Here is a 17,554-nt window from a genome sequence, read left to right as displayed (position 1 = left end):
CGGTCACTCCCTAACGTGTCACTCGGCCTCTGGTCGTACCCCCCAGGCCAAGCCAGCTTAGGGCCCGGGCGGCCGGTCCGGGGCCACGAGCGGCCAAGGCCTCTCGCGCGCCCGGCTCGCGTTTGGCGAACGACAACAGCATGCCGAGCGCGGCGAGCGTGGGCAGCAGCGAGGATCCACCGTACGAGACCAGCGGCAGGGGGATGCCGGTGATCGGCAGAACGCCCAGCACGGCGCCCATGTTGACGGTCGCCTGCCCGACGATCCAGGCCACCATGGCGGCGGCGGCGAGCCTGGTGAACGGGTCGTTGACCCGCACGGCGACCCGCAGCCCCGCATATCCGAGCAACCCGAACAGCGCCACCACCATCAGCGTGCCCATGAGCCCGAGCTCCTCGCCGAGGATGGCGAAGATGAAGTCGCTCTCGCCGTGCGGCAACCAGCTCCACTTCTGCCGGCTGCTGCCCAGTCCGAGCCCGAACCAGCCGCCGGAGCCCATCGCGATCTGCCCCTGCACGGCCTGGTATCCGGCGCCCTGCGCGTCGGCCCACGGGTCGAGGAACGCCCCGATGCGCGCCATCCGGTAGGGCTCCACCTTGATCATGATGGCCGCGGCCAGGACCGCCAGCGACAGGATGCCGCCGAACAGCTTCACCGGCGCCCCCACCACCCACAACATGGCCAGGAAGATCATGAACAGCACCAGCGTGGTGCCCAGGTCGCGGCCGAGCATGACCATGACGGCCAGGATCGCGGTGCCGGGCATGAGCGGGATCAGCATCTGCCGCCATTCGATCCGGCCCTGACGCACCCGCCTGGCCAGCAGATCGGCCCCCCACAACACGAGCCCGAGCTTGGCCGGCTCGGACGGCTGGATGGTGAACGGGCCGATGTAGATCCACCGCTGCGCGCCCAGCTCGGACGAGCCGATGAACAGCACCATGACCAGCGCCAGGATCGACAGCGCCATCAGCGGGTAGCCGGCCCAGCGGAAGAACTTGACCGGCAGCCGCGAGCAGGCCCACATCAACGGCACGCCCACGGCGGCCGACAACGACTGCTTGATGAACCACGAGAAGGGGCTGCCGGTCTTCTGCAGCGCCTCGATGCTGGAGGCCGACAACACCATCATCAGCCCGAGCGCCAGCAGCAGCGCGCTGCACATGATGATCAGGTAGTAGGTGGTCAGCGGCTTGTCGAGCAGCTCCTTCAGCGTGCCGAGCTGCTCGCGGATCCCTTCCCTGGGAGGTTCCTCAGCGGCCGCGGTCACGTCGCTGCCTCAGCTCGTGCACGGCGCGCGCGAAGGCCTCCCCCCGCGCCGGATAGTTGGCGAACATGTCCAGGGAGGCCCCCGACGGGGACAGCAGCACGGTGTCCCCGGGCGAGGCCAGCCGGGCGGCTTCGGCGACGACTCTTTCCATCACTCCAGTTTCGCGGTCGGCGATGTCCACGACGGGGACATTCGGCGCGTGTCGCGCGATGGCTTCGGCGATCTGGCCGCGATCGACGCCGAGCAGCACCGCGCCCCGCAGCCTGGGGGCCGCCTGGCGCACCAGGTCGTCGACGTCCGCCCCCTTGAGCTGCCCGCCCGCCACCCACACGATCGACGGGTACGAGGCCAGCGCGGCGGCGGCGGCGTGCGGGTTGGTCGCCTTGGAGTCGTCGATGTAGTCGACCTCGCCGATCCGGTCCACGTGGGACAGCCGGTGCGGGTCGGGCACGAAGTCCCGCAGCCCCCTGCTCACCGCCTCGGACGGCACGCCCAGCGAGCGGGCCAGGGCGGCGGCGGCCAGCGCGTTGGCCACGTTGTGCGGGGCGAACGGGCGCACGTCCTCCAGCGTGGCCAGCTCCTCGGCCGCCTCCGCCGGATCGCCCACGAACGCCCGATCGACCAGCAGGTCCTCGACCACACCGAGCTCGCCGGGCTTGGGCACGCGGAGGGTGAACCCGACGGCCTTGGGGTAGGGCGCGGCCAGCCGGGTCGCCTCGGGATCGTCGGCGTTGAAGATCACGGTCTTGGCGCGCTCGTAGATGCGGCCCTTGGCGGCGGCGTACTCCTCCATGGAGCCGTGCCAGTCGAGGTGGTCGGGGGCCACGTTCAGGATGGCCGCGGCGTGCGGGGCCAGCGTGCTGGACCAGTGCAGCTGGAAGCTGGACAGCTCGACGGCCAGCGCGTCGTACGGCTCGGCGACGGCGCGTACCACCGGCACGCCCACGTTCCCCACGGCCAGGGCCTTGTGCCCGGCGGCGAGCAGGATCGCGGTGAGCATGCGCACGGCGGTGGTCTTGCCGTTGGTGCCGGTCAGCGCGAGCCAGGGGGCCGCCTGGGCGGGACGCAGCCGCCAGGCCAGCTCCACCTCGCCCACGACCTCCACCCCGGCGTCGAGAGCGGCGGCGATCAGCGGGTGGTGCGGCGCCCAGCCGGTGGTGACGAGCCGGGTGACGCCCTCGGGCAGCACCATCGCCCCGAACCGCGTCTCGACACCGAGCCGGGCCAGCTCCGCGGCGGCCGCGAGCCGGCGTTCGCCCTGCGCGGCCTCCACGACCACGACCCGCTCGCCGCGCTCGGCCAGCACCCTGGCCACGGCGGTCCCCGACACGCCCAGCCCCGCGACGCACGTGAGGCTCATGACTTGGGCATCCACTCGACGTAGAACAACCCCAGCCCTAGCGCCGCGCAGAGCATCGCGATCAGCCAGAACCGGACCACGATCGTGGTCTCCGCCCAGCCCTTCAGCTCGAAGTGGTGCTGCAGGGGCGCCATCCTGAACACCCGTTTCCTGGTCATCTTGAAGAACCCGACCTGGATGATCACCGACAGCGTGATGATCACGCACAGCCCGGCGAGGATGATCAGCAACAACTGGGTACGGGTGGCGATGGCCAGCCCGGCCAGCACGCCGCCCAGCGCCAGCGAGCCGGTGTCGCCCATGAAGATCCGCGCGGGCGGCGCGTTCCACCAGAGGAACCCGATCAGCGCCCCGAGCACAGCGGCGGCCACCACGGCCAGGTCGAGCGGATCTCGTACCCAGTAGCAGTTGGGGCCGAGCTGGTCGATGCAGTTGTTGCGGAGCTGCCAGTTGCCGATCAGCACGTACGCGGCGAGCACGACGCCGGTCGCGCCGCTGGCCAGGCCGTCGAGCCCGTCGGTGAGGTTCACCGCGTTGGAGAACCCGACGATCATGATGAGCACCCAGATGGTGAACCCAACGATGCCGATCGACGGGCCGATGTCCCGCAGGAACGACACGCGGGGTTCGGCGGGGGTGATGCCGTAGACGTTCGGCGAACGTACCACTAGGAACGCGAAGACCGCGCCGACGATGAGCTGGCCGAACGCCTTGGCGCCGCTGCGCAGCCCCAGGCTGCGCTGCTTGTAGATCTTGATGAAGTCGTCCAGGAACCCGACCGCGCCCAGCCCCGTCATCAGGAACAGCACCAGCATGCCCGACACGGTCGGCGGCGCCAGCGTGGCCAGGTGGGAGGCCCCATAGGCGAACAGCGAGGCCAGCACGAACACGGTGCCGCCCATGGTGGGGGTGCCCCGCTTGCCATGGTGGCCGCCCTGCTGCAGCTCCTCGCGGATCTCCTGGCCGTAGCCGCGCCGCGAGAACAGCCTGATCGCCAGCGGGGTGCCCAGCATCGAGAGGATCAGGCCCACCGCACCGGCGATGATGATGTCGGTCACTGAGCGGCACCTCCGAGCACGAGCTCGGCAGTCCGCTCCAGCCCCATCGCCCTGGGCCCCTTCACCAGCACGGCGTCTCCCGGCCGCAACCACCGGGCGAGCTCGGCCGCCGCCGCCTCGGCGTCGGGCACGTGCACGATCCGCGTCGCCTGCGGGTAGGGCGCACCGGCGTCGGGCGACGGGGCGAGCCCGGGCGGCCCACCGGCCACCGGCGCCTGCCACTGGGGCGCACCGGCCTGGACCGGCACCTGCCACCCCTGCGGCGGCACACCGTGCTCAGGCCCGGGCACCGGCCCGCCCTGCGGCATCGCTCCCTGCACCGGCCCGCCCTGCGGCGCGACGCCGCCATCCGGCATCTGCCATCCGGGCGGCGAGGCCTGGTGCGGACCGGGTGCCGTCGCGCCCCGGACGACCGCGTGGGCGCCCGCCAGCACCGGCCCGGCCTCGGGACCCGCCACGATCAGCGCGGCCAGTCCGGCGCCACCGGCCATCCGGCCCAGCTCGGCGTTGAGCGCGGGACCTTCGTCCCCTAGCTCCCGCAGCGCCGCGATGACGGCGAAGCGCCGGCGCCCCCTCCCCAGCACCGCGAACGCCTCGAAGGCCGCCCGCATCGAGTCCGGGTTGGCGTTGTAGGCGTCGTTGACGACCGTCACGCCGTCGGCCCGGTCGGTGACCTCCATCCGCCACCGGCTGGCGGGTGTGGCCTCCGACAGTTCCTTGGCGATGGTGGCGACCGGCAGGCCGAGCTCGTATCCGGCGGCGGCCGCGGCGAGCGCGTTCTCGACCGCGTGCTCCCCGTACAGCTTGAGCGACACGTGTGCGGTCCCCGACGGGGTGCGCAGCGTGAAGGAGGCGCGCCCGCGCACGTCCACCACGACCCCCTCCGCCCGGATCGCCGCGGACTCGCCGCGGCCGAAGAACGTCACCCGGGCGTCGGTACGCGAGGCCATCCCCCGCACCATGGGATCGTCGGCGTTGAGCACCGCCACGCCGGACCGCGGCAGCGACTCCACCAGCTCTCCCTTGGCCTTGGCGATGGCCTCCTTGCCGCCGAACACCCCGAGGTGCGCGGTTCCGACGTTGAGCACCACGCCGATCCGCGGCGGCGCGATGCGGGTCAGGTCCTTGATGTGGCCGAGGTTGCGCGCGGCCAGCTCCAGCACCATGAACCGGGTGTCCATGCCGGCCCGCAACACGGTCAGCGGGTGTCCGAGCTCGTTGTTGAAGCTGCCCACGGGGGCGATGGTGGGCCCGATCCGCGCGGTGAGCCTGGCGAGGAGGTCCTTGGTGCTGGTCTTGCCCGCCGAGCCGGTCACGCCGATCACGGTGACCGCGGGCAGCGCGGCGACCTGGGCGGCGGCCAGCTCGGCCAGCGCGGCGGCGGCGTCGGGCACGATCACGGCCGGCCCTTCGACCGGCCTGGTGGCCAGCACGGCGACGGCTCCCGACCGGATGGCCTGCGCGGCGTAGTCGTGACCGTCGACCCGCGCGCCCTTGATGGCGACGAACAGGGATCCCGGTTCTACGGCCCGCGAGTCGATCACGACGGGCCCGCGCACCACCGCGCGGGGATCGGCCATGCCCGACAGGGCGCCCGAGGTTATCTCGGCGATCCTGGCCAGAGGCAACGGGATCATCAGTGCTTCCTGCTTTCCGTGCTTTTTTTACGTGCGTCGATCGCTTCGGCGACCACTTCGCGGTCGTCGAAGGGGATCACCTCGCCTGAAACGTACTGGCCCTGCTCGTGACCCTTGCCGGCCACGACGATCACGTCGCCGCGCCCGGCCCTGGCGATCGCCAGGCCGATGGCGGCCGCGCGGTCGGGCTCAATGATCACATGAGCGCGGTCGTGCTGCGGAACGCGGAGCGCTCCTTCCATCATCGTCGCGAGGATGGCGAGCGGATCCTCCGAGCGGGGATTGTCATTGGTAAAAATAGCCATATCTGCCAACCGAGCGGCAGATTCCCCCATGAGGGGCCTTTTGCCCTTGTCGCGGTCGCCGCCGCAGCCGAGCACGATCGTCAGCGTGCCCGCGGTGACGGCCCGCAGCGAGCGCAGCACCGACTCCACGGCGCCCGGCTTGTGCGAGTAGTCCACGAGCGCCTGGAACTCGTCGTCCGCGCCCGTGATGCGCTGCATGCGCCCGGGGACGCCGGTGAGGGAGCCGACGCCGTGTACGGCGGTCTGCAGCGGCACCCCAGCCTCGACCAGGGTGACGATGGCGCCGAGCGCGTTGGCGACGTTGAACGGGCCCGGCAGCGCGACCTGCGCGTCGGCCTCGACCCCGCCGGGCCCGACCACCCTGAACGTGCTCCCGTCCGCGCCCAGCCTGACGTCCAGCGCCCGCCACTCGGCCTCGGGATCGCCGAGGGCGGAGAACGTGGTCATCGGCACCTTCGCCAGGTGCAGCAGCTCGCGCCCGTAGCGGTCGTCGATGTTCGTCACGCCGACCCGGCTCAGCTCCGGCTGGAACAGCCGCACCTTGGTCGCGAAGTAGTCCTCGAAGTCCCGGTGGAAGTCGAGGTGATCCTGGGAGAGGTTGGTGAACAGGGCCACGTCGTAGAAGACGCCGTCGATCCTGCCCAGCGCGAGCGCGTGGCTGGAGACCTCCATGACGGCCGCGCCGACGCCCCGCTCGCGCATCAGGGCGAACAGGGCGTGCAGCTCCGACGCCTCCGGCGTGGTGAGCGTGGGCTGGAAGTGCAGGTCGCCCGCGTGGATCTCGACGCCGCCCACCAGGCCGGCGGTGTGCCCCGCGGCCCGCAGGCCCGCCTCGAGCATGAACGTGGTGGTGGACTTGCCGCTGGTGCCGGTGACGCCGAGGATCTGGATGTCGTGGGCCGGCTGCCCGTACACCCACGAGGAGACCTGCCCGAGCAGGGCCCGCGGGTCGGGCACGATCAGCACCGGCAGCCCGGTCGCGACCGCCGCGTCGCGACCTTCCCGGTCGGTGAGAATGGCCACGGCGCCGCCGGCCAGCGCCTCGGCGGCATAGGTGGCGCCGTGGGCCCGGTTGCCGGGCAACGCCACGTAGAGATCTCCGCGCGTGACGTTGCGGGAGTCGATGGTGACGCCGGTCAGGGCGGCATGAGGCGACCGCGACGTGCCTGAATCGGCGTCGAGCATGGTCGCGAGCCCGGTCAGCGAGCGGGGCGGGCTGGTCGTAGGACGCATAGACGACGGGGGACGCACGGCGAGAGCGTACCTTCCCTGGTCACTGTCCCGCGCGCATCCGCACCGGCGGCGCGGCGGAGCCTGCGGGAGGAATCTTCCTGCTCTTGATGGCGAACGTCATCACATCCTTGAACACCGGGGCCGCCAGCTGCCCGCCGAAGTGGCCGTTGCGCGGGTTCTGCAGCACCGACAGCACCACGAGCCGGGGCTGGTCGGCGGGCGCGAACCCCACGAAGGACGCAGTGTAGCCCTTGTAGCGGCCGAGCTCGGGATCGTAGCGGTTGGCCGTGCCCGTCTTGCCCGCCACCCGGTAGCCGGGGATGGCGGCGAGCTGGCCGGTGCCCTCGGCGCTGACCGCGCTCTCCAGCATCGTCGTGATCTCCTTGGCCGTCGTCGCGCTCACCACCCTGGTCTGCTTACCAGCAGGAGCGGGTGTGAACCTGCCCGAGGTGTCCGTCGTGCCCGCGACGATCTGCGGCTCGATCTTGACGCCGCCGTTGGCGATGGTCTGGTAGACGCTGGCCGTCTGCAGCGCGGTCACCGACACGCCCTGCCCGTAGGCGACGGTGCAGCTCTGGCTGCCCGACCACTTCCGGTAGTCGGGCAGCAGGCCCGCCTCGGCACTCGGTACGCCGCCGCCCGGCGCCGAGCCGAACCCGAACGCCTTCAGCATCCCGTAGAGCCGCTCGCTGCCGACCCGGCGCGCGGCCATGATCGTGGCCACGTTGCTGGACTGGGCCACGGCCTGGCGGAACGTCATCGACTCCGGCTTGTGCGCCTCCGCGTCACGCAGCACCCGGTCGGCGCACTTGATGTTGTCGGGCACCTGGAACACCGTGTCGGGGGTCACCTCGCGCGCCTCGAGAGCGGCGGCGGCGGTGATGACCTTGTTCGTGCTGCCGGGCTCGAAGACGTCGGAGGCCGCCTTGTTGACGTACTCGGACTCGGGGGCCTTGCGCCAGTTGTTCAGGTCGAGCTCGGGGGCGTTGGCCATGGCGACGATCTGGGCGGTCCGCACGTCCATGACGATCACCGTGCCGCTGTCGGCGCCGGACTTCCGCACCTGCTCGATGATCGACTTCTGGGCGGCCCACTGGATGTCACGGTCGACGGTCAGCCGTACGTCCTGGCCGTTCACGGGGGCGGTGCGCTGGCTGCTGGTCATCGGGATGCGCTGGCCGTCGCGGCCCGTCTCGACGCGCTGCTTGCCGTCGCGGCCGGCCAGGAGCGTGTTCCTGGCCTGCTCCATGCCGCCCAGACCGTTGCCCTCGTCGCCGACGAACCCGATCAGGCTGCCCGCCAGGTCGCCCGCCGGGTAGAGCCTGCGGTAGGTCTTCTTCGCCGACAGCGCGGGCAGGCGGGCCTGGAGCAGGCGGCTGGCCACGACGGGATCGACGTCCCTGGCCAGGAGCTGGTAGCGGGTGTCCGTCCTGGCCAGCTTGGCGGCGATCTCCTGCTCGCTCTTGCCCAGCTGGCCGGCCAGGATCGCGGCCGCCTTCGCGCGTACGGAGGCGGGGACCTTGGTCGGGTCGATCGACACCTCGCGGGCCTCGACGGTCACGGCCAGCTCGTGACCCTTGACGTCGGTGATCGAACCCCGCTTGGCCGGGATCTCCTCGGTGTGCTGGCGCTGGTCGACCGCCGCGGCCTCGTACACCTTGGAGTCGAGCCCCTGCATCTGGATCAGCCGCCCGGCGAAGATCGACAGGATGAACGTCATGCCGATCAGGCCGATGTTGATCCGCCTGCGCGGGCTGCCCAGCCGCAACACCAGCGGCGGCCTGGGCGGGCGCGGCGGCGTGGGGGGCCTGCGCGGCCCCCTGGGCGGCGGCACGTCGCCGCCCCGGCCTCTGGGTGGCGGCGCGTCTCCGCCGCGGCGCGCCGCCACCCGCTCACGGCCCCGCACCGCCTCCGGCCTGGCGGCTCCGGGCCTGGAACCTCCAGCCTGGGTACGGCGCAACGGCCCGTCTTCCTGCCCACCACGGCGTCGCGAATCGTCTTCTCGCCCACCTCGACCCCGCGAGTCGTCTTCCTGCCCGCCCCGGCGCCGCGGTTCGTCCCGTCCCTGGACGCGCCCCCTGAGCCGATCGTCACGCCCCTGGGAGGCCCGCCCCCTGGCGCGGTCATCCTCGTCGCGTTCCCGGGACCCGCGCCCCCTCGCGCGGTCGCCCTCATCGCGGGGACGCCTGCGGGTGCCGTCGTCGCCGTCTCTGGGCGGGCGGCCGCGCGGGTCGTCGCCGGCGTCCGGATCCTGGGGCGGGCGTCCACGGGTGGCGTCGTCGCGCCCGAACGGCAGGTCGAAGGGGTCGGGTCGCTTGCGCGGCGGGCCCGGCGGATTCTCCGGGCGGCCCGCCCCCTCCGAACGGGCCGAGCCCCCTCCTTGGCGCCCTGCCCGTCCCGGACCGCCCGGCGTACGACGAGCGGCGCCAGGCCCTCCCTGAGAGCCGGCGCCGCCAGCGCCGCGGCCGGGACCCTGCCCCCTGCCGCCTGAATCCCTCACCGTTCCCTGTCCACCTGGCTGGCCCGATCGTTGGCGCTGCTCCAGCTGTTGACGTTGCCCCAGTCGGGGTGCTGGCCCTGATTCTCGGCCAGCTCGGCGATGACGTCGGGCTGGGTGTTGCGCTGGTAGTTCTGGTTGATCTTCTCGTTGTCCTGGCGCGCCACCGCGATCTCCTCGCGCAGGCGCGCGTCGGTTATGGCGTCCTGGGCCAGCATGATGGTGAGCAGCAGCAGGCTCACCAGGCCGCCGCAGAGCAGCCCGACGACGAGCAGCACGAAGGGCGCCCGCTGCCGCCGCGCGGGCCGCCGCCGCGGCACGGGACGCGTGGACCGCCTCGCCTCGGCGCCGGACGACAGCTCCTCCGCCGCGCTCGACCCGCCACCGGAGCGCACCCGCCCCGAGGCCGGCCGCCTGCCGTCGGTGTCCGTGCGCCCCCGTCCGGTGCCAGGCCGCTTGCCTCCGGCATCGGGACGCGCCCGCACCGCACCGGGCCGCCCGCTCCCGGCATCGGCACGCGTCCGCTCGGCGACCGGCTGCTTGCCATCGACCTCCGCACGTGCCCGCTCGGCAACCGGTCGCCGGCCTTCGACGCCGTCACGTGCGCGTTCGGCGGCCGACAGCTTGCCCTCGACGTCAGAACGCGGCCGCGGCTTGGACTGGTGCGGCGCCCCGGACCGGCGCGTGCCCGTCTTGGGCACGGCGCGGCGGACGGGCGCACCCCGGCCGGTCTCCTGCTCAGTCGTCAACACGGATCCTCTCTGCCGCCCGTAGCCGGGCCGAGGCCGCCCGCGGGTTGCGGGCGAGCTCTTCTTCGCTCGGGAGCTCTGCTCCCCTCGTCAGCATGCGGAACCTCGGCTGGTGAGCCGGCAGCGGGACGGGCAGCCCGGGGGGGCTGGTGTCCCTGGTTCGCGCCGTGAGGGCCCGCTTGGTGAGCCGGTCCTCGAGTGAGTGGTAGGAGAGCACGACGACTCGCCCACCCAGCGCCAGCGCGTCGAGCGCCGCGGGCAGCGCCGCCTCCAGGGCGGACAACTCCGCGTTCACTTCGATGCGCAGCGCCTGGAAAGTCCTCTTGGCGGGGTTGCCCCCGGTGCGCCGCGTGGCGGCGGGAATCGCCTCGCGCACGATGTCCGCTAGCCGCTTGGTCGAGGTTATTGCCTCTTTGGCCCGTTCTTTGATGATCAGGCCCGCGACACGCGGGGCGAACCGTTCCTCGCCGTAGTCGCGCAGAATGCGGGTCAGCTCCGCGGCGGAGTAGGTGTTGACCACGCGCTCCGCGGTCAGCTCCTGCTCGGTGTCCATGCGCATGTCGAGCGGCGCGTCATAGGAATAGGCGAAGCCCCGCTCCGTCTCGTCGAGCTGCGGCGAGGAGACCCCCAGGTCGAACAGCACTCCGTCGACCGTGGTGCGCCCCGCTCGGGCGAGCACCTCGGCCAGGTCGCCGGAGGAGGCGTGGACCAGGGTGATCCTCTCCTGGTACGGGCTCAGCCTGCGGGTCGAGAACTCGATCGCGAAAGGGTCGCGGTCGATCCCGATCAGGTGCAACGCCGGGTAGGTGGCGAGCAGGGCCTCCGAGTGGCCACCGAGGCCGAGGTTGGCGTCGACGACAACCGGCGCGGCACCGGAAAGCGCGGGCCCGAGCAGCTCCAGAACGCGCTCGAGCATCACCGGAACGTGACCGCCCGTGCCAGCGTTGTCGTCCATCTCCAACCCCCCTCTCGCGTCCTGCTCGCGGATGACGCGTGTCGATCGATCGCCGGTCATTCCTGGGTCCCCACCCGGCGCCGCCCGGCCAGGTCCCCATCCGCACCCTCTTCGTGGACGCCCGCCATCTGACACCGGGGAAGGTGCATCAGCTGGCAGACAGTGGTTGCGGGTGGAGACCTCGCCGAACGACTTCACCGACGGATCGACCGTGGTCACTACAAGATCCCTGGCAGCACCTCCTCCGACAGCTCGGCGAACGCCTGCTCCTGCGCGCTGAGATAGGTGTCCCAGGCCTGTGCGTCCCAGATCTCCAGCCGGGTGTTGGCCCCGATGACGACGCAGTCACGCTCCAGCCCCGCGTATTGCCGCAGGCTCTGCGGGATCGTGATACGCCCTTGCTTGTCTGGTTTCTCGTCGGACGCGCTGGCGAAGAAGACGCGGCTGTAGTCGCGCACCGCCTTGGCGGTGACCGGGGCGGTGCTGAGAGCCTCGGTAATGCGCTGGAACTCCTCCACGGGAAACACGTAGAGGCATCGCTCCTGGCCTTTGGTGATCACAAGACCCTCCGCCAGCTCCTCACGGTACTTAGCCGGCAGGAACAGCCGTCCCTTGTCGTCCAGACGCGGTTGATGGGTGCCGAGGAACATCGGCCCCACCTCCCGTGCCTCGTGAAGCGCTCAGCGCTGGTGCACCGGGCTCTCCACTGCGCACCACCATACTCCACTTCTCCCCACCGTCAACTGATTCGGACCGTCTTCATCATTGGTTTCCGTTGCGTTACCGCAGGTCAGAGCGATGGAGCAGGGTGGGGGGCGGTGACCGCCCGGTCAACCCTCATGGGCGTGTCGAGGGTTCAAAAGATCGCAGAAATAGGGACTCCCGCGCTTCGCGAAGGTCCCCGTGGAGGAAAGTGGAGCAGATCGCGGGGGCGGCGTGTCACAGGATTCGCACTGCTATGCGACATGAACCGGAACATCCTCGGGGTTCCCTGAATATCCACAAATGTCGCTCTAGAACCCACAGCGTCGTAGGGTCGTACACACAATGGAAAAGGAATGGCATGGCTCCCGTAATGGCACCGTCCGGGACAGCCGTCGCACTTCTCATGGAGGCCTGGTGGCAGTAACCCATGACGTCCCTCCCCAGCTCGACGAGCTGGTCTCCACAGCCCACCGGATTCGGCAGGCCATCGAATCGGTGATCGAGGGCAAGAGCGACGCCGTCCGCCTCACCCTGACCGTCCTGCTCGCCGAGGGCCACCTCCTGATCGAGGACGTGCCCGGAGTCGGCAAGACGATGCTGGCCAAGGCGCTCGCCCGATCCATCGACTGTCCTGTGCGCCGGGTGCAGTTCACCCCCGACCTGCTGCCCAGCGACATCACCGGCGTGAGCGCGTACAACCAGCAGACCAGAGAGTTCGAGTTCAAGCCCGGCCCGGTGTTCGCGAATATCGTGGTAGGGGACGAGATCAACCGTGCCTCCCCCAAGACGCAGTCCGCCCTGCTGGAGTGCATGGAGGAGCACCAGGTGACGGTGGACGGGGTGACGTACCAGCTGGACGCGCCCTTCATGGTGATCGCCACCCAGAACCCGATCGAGATGGAAGGCACCTATCCCCTGCCCGAGGCGCAGCGCGACCGCTTCACCGCGCGGGTCGCGATGGGCTACCCCGAGCCGACGGCCGAGCTGGAGATGCTCGACGTGCACGGCGGCACCTCGCCGCTGGACAAGCTCGAGCCGGTGGCGACGACGGCGGAGGTGCGGGCGCTGATCGAGGCCGTACGCGGCGTCTACGTCTCGCAGGCGGTCAAGAAATACGCCATCGACCTGGTCGTGGCCACCCGCCACTCCCCCGACCTGCGGCTGGGCGCCTCGCCCCGGTCCACGCTGCAGCTCGTACGGGCGGCCAGGGCGCACGCGGCGCTGGCGGGCCGCGACTACGTCATCCCCGACGACCTGCAGGACCTGGCCATCCCCGTGCTCGCGCACCGGCTGCTGCCCAGCGTCGAGGCCCAGGGGCAGCGCCGCCTGCCCGAGCAGGTGGTGACCGATCTGATCAGGCGCGTGCCGGTGCCGGAGACGCGAGGCCGTTGATGGATCCGCAGCGTAGCGAGGACATCCATCAACGACACGGGTCAAGTGAGGCGCTGTTGGATCCGCAGCGCAGCGAGGACATCCATCAACGACACGGGTCAAGTGAGGCGCTGTTGGATCCGCAGCGCAGCGAGGATATCCATCAACGACACGGGTCGAGTGAAGCACAGTGAGGGCCGGACTGCGGGCGCTGACTTCCAGGGGCAGGTCGTTCCTCGCCTCCGGGATCGCGTCGCTGGTGATGGCCGTCTTCCTGGGCGAGAACGACCTGTTCAGGATCGGGATGCTGGTGACGGCGCTGCCGTTGCTGGCCGCGATGGTGGTGGCGCGCACCCGCTACCGGCTGAGCTGCGCCAGGCGCCTCGACCCGCCCAGGGCGGAGGTGGGCGGCGAGGCGACCGTGACCCTGCGGCTGGAGAACGTCACCAGGCTGCCGACCGGCCTGCTGCTCATCGAGGACACCGTCCCCTACGCGCTGGGCGTGCGGCCCAGGTTCGTGCTCGACCGGGTCGAGTCACGGGGCGTCCGGGAGATCGACTACCGGGTGCGCTCGGACCTGCGCGGGCGTTACACCATCGGCCCGCTGTCCATCCGCATCGCCGACCCGTTCGGGCTGGTGGAGCTGACCCGCTCGTTCACGATCAGCGACACGCTCGTGGTGACGCCGCAGGTGGCGGCGCTGCCCCACGTACGGCTCTCGGGTGAGTGGACGGGCGGGGGCGACAGCCGTACCAGGAGTGTGGCGGCGGCCGGCGACGACGACGTGGCGCCGCGCGAATACCGGCAGGGCGACGACCTGCGGCGGGTGCACTGGCGTTCGACGGCCCGCCACGGCGAGCTGATGGTGCGCCGCGAGGAGCAGCAGTGGCAGAGCCGCGGCGCGCTCCTGCTGGACACCCGCAGGCACGCCCACCGCGGCGAGGGCCCGCGCTCGTCCTTCGAGGTGGCGGTCTCCGCCGCGGCCTCGATCGGCGTGCACCTCGCCCACGAGGGGCTCGGCCTGCGGCTGGTGACTGACCAGGGCGCCGAGCACCTGACGGACACGGGCCTGAGCTGGTCGCTGCTCGACACCCTGGCCGTGGTACGGCACAGCCCGGCCCGCTCGCTGGAGATGGGCGTGTCGGCCCTGCGCCAGGGCGGCGGCGACGGGCTGATCGTGGCCGTGCTCGGCTCGCTCGACCCGGAGGAGGCAAGGGAACTGGCCAGGCTGAGGCACAGCGGCATCACCGGAGTGGCCGTCCTGCTCGACGTGAGCACGTGGGAGGGCGGCGGCCGCCAGGCCGCGGAGGACCACGAGGCCGTGCAGACCGTCCTGGCCGGGTACGGCTGGCGCATCGTACGGCTGCCCGCAGGCACCTCGATCGCCTCCGTCTGGCAGGACGCCGCCAGCCGCGGCCGATACGCGATCAACCCGGCGGGAGGTGCGGCATGAGGCTGAGCGTCGCCTCAGGAGTGGCCACGTTCGCCGCGGCGATCCTGCTCTACCCGCTCTTCCAGGGCGGCGCCTGGTTCTGGACGTCACTCGGCGCCGTGCTCGCCGTGGTCGCCGCGGGGCTGCTCACCAGCCGCCTGTCGCTGCCCGCGTGGGCGGCGCCGCTGCTCGCGGTGGCCGCGACGTGGATCTACCTGACCGCGGCCTTCACCGCGGGCCAGGCGTGGGCGCTGCTGGTGCCGACGAAGGAGTCGGTGGTGGAGCTGGCCAGGCTGCTGGGTGTCGGCTGGGCCGACGTGCAGCGGTTCGCCGCCCCCGTGCCGCCGACGGAGGGCATCACGCTGCTGACCGCCGGCGGCGTGGCGCTCATCGCGATCGCCGTGGACCTGCTGGCCGCGCGGCTGCGGCGGGCGGCGCTGGCCGGGCTGCCGCTGCTGGCACTGGCAATGGTGCCGGCCACGATCCTGCCCGACCCGATCAGCTGGCCCGCGTTCATCATCGCCGCGCTCGGGTTCGTCAGCCTGCTGATCACCGACGGGCGCGAGCGGGTGGGCCACTGGGGCAGGGCGGTGCTGGTACGGCGGACCACCCGCGCGGCCCCCGCACCGTCCCCCGGCACATCGCGCGCCGCCGCGGACACGAGCGGGCTGCGGTTGTCGGGCAAGCGCATCGGGTTCGCCGCGATCGCGCTGGCCGTGCTGGTGCCGGCGCTGCTGCCGGCGATGGAGCCGGTGTCGTTCTTCACGTTCGGCGTGGGCGGCAGCGGCTCGGGCCGGGGCAACTCGATCAGCATCCCCAACCCGATCGCGAACCTGAAGGGCCAGCTCGAACTGCCTGAGAGCCGGGTGGTCCTCACCTACACCAACAACGACGACAAACCCCGATATTTGCGGATCTACGCGCTCGACACGTTCGACGGCCAGCAGTTCGGCATGACGGAGCCGAAGGGATCGCCGCAGAACAGGACGGACAACGGCCCGCTCCCGGCGCCGCCCGGGCTGGGCCAGGAAGCCAAGGTCAGCAACGTGGTCACGAACGTCCAGATCAGCGACGAGATCGCGCGTCTGTCGTTCCTGCCGCTGCCGTACCCGGCCAGGCAGATCCGGGTGGACGGCGACTGGCGGGCGGACGTCGACACGCTGATGGTCTTCTCCACCCGCGACGAGGCCGCCGGCCTCGAGTACGAGGTGGCCACGAGCGAGCCGGAGCCGACCGCGGACCTGCTGGACTCGCTCGACGGGGCCCAGCCGAGGGTGGACCCCCGCTACACCAAGCTGCCCGAGAACCTGCCCCCCGAGATCGCCGACCTGGCCGCCAAGCTGACCGCGGACGCCTCGACCAGTTACGAGGCGGCGGTGAAGCTGCAGCAGTTCTTCACCAAGGACGGCGGCTTCACCTACGACCTGCGCACGCAGGGGCACAGCAACTCCGCGCTGCGCGACTTCCTGCTACGTGACCGGGTGGGCTACTGCGAGCAGTTCGCCGCGTCGATGGCGGTGCTGGCCAGGGCGGTGGGCATCCCGTCGCGGGTCGCGATCGGCTACACGGGCGGCACGAAGATCGGTGACCGCTGGACGGTCGGCACGAACGACTCCCATTCCTGGCCCGAGCTGTACTTCGAGGGCGTGGGCTGGCTGCCGTTCGAGCCCACGCCGTCGGGGTCGCTGGGTCAGGGCAGCGCGCGGGCGCCGGCGTACACGCAGCCCAGGCCGACGTCCACGGGCGAGGCGGCGACGCCGACGCCGGGGGCGACCAGTTCCTCCGCCGACGAGCCGCTCGACCCGCAGGCCCGGCGCAACCCCCGCGAACTGGACCGTGAGGGCCAGATCGCGACCGGCGGGCTGCCCCCGGACGACTCGATGCCGCTGATCGGCAAGATCGGCATCGGGGCCGGCGCGCTGCTGCTGATCCTGCTGATCCCGGCGGGCGTGCGGCTGGTCACCAGGAACCGGCGCGTGCGCACCCTGGGCTGGAAGGTCTCGGAACCCTCCGACGAGCTGGCGGCCAGGATGGTGTCGGGCAGCCGGGGTCACCCGTCGGTCGCGGCCGCCTGGGCCGAGCTGGACGACGTGCTGTACGACTACGGCATGGCCCGCCAGACCAGCGAGACCCCGCGGACGCTGGCGCGGCGGCTGACCCAGCAGTACGAGTTCGACGCCGACTCGGCGGCGGCCATCACCGCCATCGCCTCGGCGGTCGAGCGCGTGTTGTACGCCCGGGATCCGGGGCGGATCGGACCCATGAGAAAGGACCTGCGCAAGGTGCGGCAGGCCCTGGCGGCCACGGTGTCACGCGGGCGGCGGCTGCGCGCGGTGCTGCTGCCCCCGTCGACGCTGCGGCGGCTGCGGGTCGTGGGCGAGCGCCTGCTCGACGGGTTCGACCTGCTGGAGAACATCGGATTGCGGCGGACGGCGGCCCACAAGGGCTCCTGACCGACCTGATCGAGCGTGCGGCCGTCCCCTCGGTGGAGGGGAACGGCCGCACGCTCTGTCGTTCGTCGAGTCGCTCCCGGGTGCCCTGTGCCGGATCAGCCCGGGGCGGCTATCGGCTCAGCGCTCGTCGTGGCGACGGCGCCAGCGCTCTTCCATGCGCTCCATGAAGCTGCCCCGGCGGGCCTGCTTGCCCGGTGGGGGTGCCGTGCCGGAGGCGGGAGGGGAGTCACCGAATCCATTCATGCGTTTCCAACTGGACAGGCCCCACAGACACGCGGCGAGCATGACCACGAAACCGCCGACGCCGAGCCAGATCAAGCTCATGACCACGCCGACCATCATGATGACGACGCCGAGGGCAAAGCCGATGGAGGCCTTGACCAGGCGACGCTTGTAATGGCTGCGTGGGTCACTGATCCTTACGGTGTTGGCCCACTTCGGGTCCTCGGCGTAGAGGGCCTGCTCGATCTGGTCGAGCAAGCGCTGCTCGTGCTCAGACAGCGGCACGGCGCCTCCCAAGGACGGCCCC

At 71.5% G+C, this 17,554-nt stretch carries 13 protein-coding genes; 3 read left to right on the top strand and 10 right to left on the bottom strand.

Going from position 1 to position 17,554, the window contains the following annotated elements:
* Positions 1–10: 10 nt before the first annotated feature.
* The 9 genes from ftsW to mraZ form a co-directional block, all read right to left on the bottom strand.
* Entirely contained in the window at positions 11–1,270 is a 1,260-nt protein-coding gene (gene ftsW / locus ACFLIM_RS01600) for a putative lipid II flippase FtsW (protein WP_393161048.1), read from the bottom strand.
* On the bottom strand, positions 1,254–2,630 hold the full coding sequence (gene murD / locus ACFLIM_RS01595; RefSeq protein WP_393161046.1) for a UDP-N-acetylmuramoyl-L-alanine--D-glutamate ligase: 1,377 nt from the start codon (positions 2,628–2,630) through the stop codon (positions 1,254–1,256). The genes ftsW and murD overlap by 17 nt, the downstream gene beginning before the upstream one ends.
* Complete coding sequence (gene mraY, locus ACFLIM_RS01590) at positions 2,627–3,688, bottom strand: phospho-N-acetylmuramoyl-pentapeptide-transferase (protein WP_393161044.1); 1,062 nt, start codon at positions 3,686–3,688, stop codon at positions 2,627–2,629. Before mraY ends, murD begins: the two co-directional genes overlap by 4 nt.
* Positions 3,685–5,325 carry a UDP-N-acetylmuramoyl-tripeptide--D-alanyl-D-alanine ligase gene (gene murF, locus ACFLIM_RS01585; RefSeq protein ID WP_393161042.1) on the bottom strand — a complete coding sequence of 547 codons (1,641 nt, stop codon included), beginning with the start codon at positions 5,323–5,325 and terminating at the stop codon, positions 3,685–3,687. The genes mraY and murF overlap by 4 nt, the downstream gene beginning before the upstream one ends.
* Positions 5,325–6,863: a UDP-N-acetylmuramoyl-L-alanyl-D-glutamate--2,6-diaminopimelate ligase gene (locus ACFLIM_RS01580; protein WP_393161040.1), complete on the bottom strand. Its 1,539-nt coding sequence runs from the start codon at positions 6,861–6,863 to the stop codon at positions 5,325–5,327. Before ACFLIM_RS01580 ends, murF begins: the two co-directional genes overlap by 1 nt.
* Before the next feature lie 40 nt (positions 6,864–6,903).
* Entirely contained in the window at positions 6,904–8,634 is a 1,731-nt protein-coding gene (locus ACFLIM_RS01575) for a peptidoglycan D,D-transpeptidase FtsI family protein (RefSeq protein WP_449291459.1), read from the bottom strand.
* Between the two features lie 725 nt (positions 8,635–9,359).
* Positions 9,360–10,109, bottom strand: coding sequence for a hypothetical protein (locus ACFLIM_RS01570; RefSeq protein WP_393161037.1), 750 nt, complete (start codon positions 10,107–10,109; stop codon positions 9,360–9,362).
* Positions 10,099–11,064: a 16S rRNA (cytosine(1402)-N(4))-methyltransferase RsmH gene (rsmH, locus tag ACFLIM_RS01565; protein ID WP_393161035.1), complete on the bottom strand. Its 966-nt coding sequence runs from the start codon at positions 11,062–11,064 to the stop codon at positions 10,099–10,101. Before rsmH ends, ACFLIM_RS01570 begins: the two co-directional genes overlap by 11 nt.
* Positions 11,065–11,282: 218 nt before the next feature.
* Complete coding sequence (gene mraZ / locus ACFLIM_RS01560; protein WP_106244593.1) at positions 11,283–11,714, bottom strand: division/cell wall cluster transcriptional repressor MraZ; 432 nt, start codon at positions 11,712–11,714, stop codon at positions 11,283–11,285.
* Between the two features lie 397 nt (positions 11,715–12,111).
* On the opposite strand from mraZ, the gene ACFLIM_RS01555 reads away from it, so the two are divergent.
* The 3 genes from ACFLIM_RS01555 to ACFLIM_RS01545 all read left to right on the top strand — a co-directional run bounded on the left by ACFLIM_RS01555 (position 12,112) and on the right by ACFLIM_RS01545 (position 17,025).
* Positions 12,112–13,161 carry an AAA family ATPase gene (locus ACFLIM_RS01555; RefSeq protein ID WP_393161033.1) on the top strand — a complete coding sequence of 350 codons (1,050 nt, stop codon included), beginning with the start codon at positions 12,112–12,114 and terminating at the stop codon, positions 13,159–13,161.
* A gap of 169 nt (positions 13,162–13,330) precedes the next feature.
* On the top strand, positions 13,331–14,593 hold the full coding sequence (locus ACFLIM_RS01550) for a DUF58 domain-containing protein (protein ID WP_393161031.1): 1,263 nt from the start codon (positions 13,331–13,333) through the stop codon (positions 14,591–14,593).
* Entirely contained in the window at positions 14,590–17,025 is a 2,436-nt protein-coding gene (locus ACFLIM_RS01545; RefSeq protein WP_393161029.1) for a transglutaminase family protein, read from the top strand. Before ACFLIM_RS01550 ends, ACFLIM_RS01545 begins: the two co-directional genes overlap by 4 nt.
* Before the next feature lie 117 nt (positions 17,026–17,142).
* Here the strand turns inward: ACFLIM_RS01545 and ACFLIM_RS01540 are convergent, their stop codons facing one another.
* Positions 17,143–17,532 carry a DUF3040 domain-containing protein gene (locus ACFLIM_RS01540; protein ID WP_393161027.1) on the bottom strand — a complete coding sequence of 130 codons (390 nt, stop codon included), beginning with the start codon at positions 17,530–17,532 and terminating at the stop codon, positions 17,143–17,145.
* Positions 17,533–17,554 lie beyond the last annotated feature (22 nt).

It is taken from the genome of Nonomuraea marmarensis, assembly GCF_043197025.1.
GTDB classification, from domain to species: Bacteria; Actinomycetota; Actinomycetes; order Streptosporangiales; family Streptosporangiaceae; genus Nonomuraea; species Nonomuraea marmarensis.
This window is presented reverse-complemented; position numbering and strand designations above follow the sequence as displayed.